Below are 2,181 nucleotides of genomic sequence, written 5' to 3'. Positions count from 1 at the left end.
CGCCGCCGCTCTGTTCGAGCGACCAGAACTCGGACGTCCGCGTCGTCGTCGTTCGCGTCGATCGCTCCTTCGAGGCCGGAGGCTGAAGCTGGTGAACGGCGAGGTCACCGTACGCTATCTGGTCGTCCTGCGTGAGGTTGCTGTTCTGGACCGCTTCGTAGACCGCTTCGGTGTCCTCGAAGTCGGTGCCGGACGCGGCCGTCCAGCTGTCGAGCGCGCTCGTGTTGCGCTCTTCGAGGACGAGCGTGCCGACGCCCTCGGCGTCGACGGAGGCGTCGTCACCCGAGCGGACTTCGAGCGGGTACTCGCCCGCGTCGAGGAGCGAGTCGATCTGGTTCTGGCTGTCGGGTTCGACGTTCTCGATGGAGTCGTCGGAGTCTGCCACCTCGAAGGCGTTCTGCGCGTTCCCGATGGAGGCCTCGTAGGTGTTGAACTGGACCGTGACCTGACCGTCGTCGGAGCCGTCCTCGACGGTCACGTTCGTGCGGTAGCCGACGTCGTCGTCGCCGACGGTCAGCGTCGCGGTGTCGGTGTTCTGCAGGTCGACGGTGATGTTGGCGATGTCACCGCGCTGCTCGGTGACGACGCCCTCTGCGACGTCTGCGCGACCCTCACCGGCTTTCGAGACGGTGATGGACTCGGACTCGTTGGTGACGCCGGAGTCGAGGTCGGTCGCTTCGACCGTGTAGTCGCCCGTGTCGGAGACGTCGAAGCTGAAGTCGGCCTCGCCCTGCCCGCTGAGGGACACGGTGTCGGAGGCGACTTCGTCGTCGTCGCCGTCGAGGAGGACGACGTCGACGTCGCGGTTGCCCGCGTTCGCCGTCACGTTACCCTCGACGTCGTCGTCGGTCGTGATGTTCGTGTCGTCGATGTTGGCGCTGAGGCCGAGTTGACGGACCGTGACGGTCGCCGTCGAGCCGTTCTCGTAGGTGACCTCGTACTCGCCGAGCTGACGGTTCGACGTGTCGAAGATGTAGACTTCGCTGTTCGTGCCCGTGTTGCCCGAGCGGAAGTAGTTGTTGTCGTCGTCCGTCCCGACGATTTCGACGTCGGTCGAGCCGCTGTCGGCGACGACGGCGACTTTCGAGCCCTTGTAGGCGTTGACGTCGCCGTCCGCGCCCACGGTGACGGCCGCGAAGTCGACGTCGTAGGTACCGTCGTTCGCGAGCGTCTCACCGGTCGCGTTGCGGATGTCGCCCGAGAGTTCGAGTTCGAGGTCGTTCGAACGGACGACCTCGTTCGTCTCGACGGTCACCGTACCGCCACTCGCGGAGATGTCGGTGATAGCGTCGGAGACGTTCTCGTCGTCGTCGGTCAGCGTGAAGTTCGCTGCCGTCAGACTGGCGCTATCGACGTTGCTGTTGAACGGTACTTCGACGACGGCCTGACCACCGGTCTGGTAGTGGGCCGCGCCACCTTCGTAGGTGAACTCGTGGTTGTCGGCGGCAGCCGACCCCGAGAACGCGATGGCTCCTGCGAAGACGGAGCAGACCATCAGCGCCGCGAGGGTGACTGCGCGGAGTTTCGATGTTTCACTCATAGTTGGAGACTGCGACGGAACGCAAGCTTTGGCCTACGACCGCCCGAGCCCGACTGCTCGGAGGCGCACGGCGACGTACTCGGATTGCGTCCCTCGGGTAGGGGTATCTCGGATGCATCGCCCTTGTTATAAGTGCCTTCTGGGTTGGAAAAAAATACTGCCAGCCGTACATCAAATACATCGAAACTGTCTGTTCACCCGGCCATCACGCTCTTGTACTCGAAACTATCCTTCCCGGTCGTCGTCGTGGCTTCTGACACGGCGTTCGACAGGAAGCTGACAGCTCCGGCCGATTCGCGCGCAGTCGGCGGCGACCGAACCCTCGCGCGCAGTCGGCGGCGACCGATCCGCCGACCGCCTCACTCGACCAGTTCGAACGTCTCGACCGCGGCGATGTCGTCGGCCGCGTGGCCGACCTGCACCTCGAACTCGCCGGGTTCCGCGGCGTAGGCCTCGTCGGCCGTCCAGAACGCGAGGTCGGCCGCCGTCAGGTCGAACGAGACGGTCGCCGACGCGCCGGCGTCGAGGTCGACGTTCTCGAAGCGGACCAACTCCCTGACCGGCCGCGCGCGACTGCCGACCGGGTCTCTGAGGTACACCTGGACGACTTCGGTCCCGGCCCGGTCGCCGGTGTTCTCGAC

At 65.4% G+C, this 2,181-nt stretch carries 2 protein-coding genes; both read right to left on the bottom strand.

Going from position 1 to position 2,181, the window contains the following annotated elements; genetic code table 11:
* The coding region (locus tag GJ632_RS21070) for a surface glycoprotein (protein ID WP_197428144.1) at positions 1–1,540 on the bottom strand (1,540 nt) is incomplete at its 3' end.
* Between the two features lie 359 nt (positions 1,541–1,899).
* Positions 1,900–2,181, bottom strand: a 282-nt coding sequence (locus GJ632_RS21065; protein ID WP_197428143.1) for a fibronectin type III-like domain-contianing protein, incomplete at its 5' end; no start/stop codon positions are given.

Source organism: Halogeometricum sp. CBA1124, assembly GCF_009741955.1.
Lineage (GTDB): Archaea > Halobacteriota > Halobacteria > Halobacteriales > Haloferacaceae > Halogeometricum > Halogeometricum rufum.
Note: the sequence above shows the minus strand (reverse complement) of the source record. Positions and strands in the feature narration are given on the sequence as shown.